Annotated in this window: 1 protein-coding gene; it reads left to right on the top strand. The window is 62.8% G+C overall.

Going from position 1 to position 802, the window contains the following annotated elements; genetic code table 11:
• The coding region (locus HGP29_RS28265) for an efflux RND transporter permease subunit (RefSeq protein ID WP_211093455.1) at positions 1-802 on the top strand (802 nt) is incomplete at both ends.

Below are 802 nucleotides of genomic sequence, written 5' to 3'. Positions count from 1 at the left end.
GACGCCCTGCCGGATCTCTCTGACGTACAGGTGATCGTCAAAACCCGCTATCCGGGGCAGGCGCCGCAGATCGTCGAAAACCAGGTCACCTGGCCGCTGACCACCACCATGCTGTCGGTCCCCGGCGCCAGAACGGTTCGCGGCTTCTCGCAATTCGGCGACTCCTACGTATACGTGATTTTTGAAGACGGCACCGATCCTTACTGGGCGCGCTCGCGGGTGCTGGAGTATCTCAACCAGGTGCAGGGCAAACTTCCCGCCGGGGTCAGCGCCGAAATGGGCCCGGATGCCACCGGCGTCGGTTGGGGCTTCGAGTACGCGCTGGTCGACCGCAGCGGCAAGCACGACCTCGCCGAACTGCGCTCCCTACAGGACTGGTTCTTAAAATATGAGCTGAAAACCATCCCTAACGTCTCGGAAGTGGCGTCGGTGGGCGGCGTGGTCAAGGAGTATCAGATTGTCGTCGACCCGATGAAGCTGACCCAGTACGGCATCAGTCTCGGCGAAGTGAAATCGGCGCTGGACGCCTCTAACCAGGAGGCGGGCGGCTCTTCCGTCGAACTGGCGGAAGCCGAATATATGGTGCGCGCCAGCGGCTACCTGCAGACGCTCGACGACTTCAAAAATATCGTGCTGAAAACCGGGGATAACGGCGTGCCGGTCTATCTTGGCGACGTCGCGCGGGTGCAGATCGGCCCGGAGATGCGCCGCGGAATCGCCGAGCTTAACGGCGAAGGCGAAGTGGCCGGCGGCGTGGTGATCTTGCGCTCCGGCAAGAACGCCCGCGAGGTGATCTCGGCGG

It is taken from the genome of Flammeovirga agarivorans, from assembly GCF_012641475.1.
GTDB classification, from domain to species: Bacteria; Bacteroidota; Bacteroidia; order Cytophagales; family Flammeovirgaceae; genus Flammeovirga; species Flammeovirga agarivorans.
Note: the sequence above shows the minus strand (reverse complement) of the source record. Positions and strands in the feature narration are given on the sequence as shown.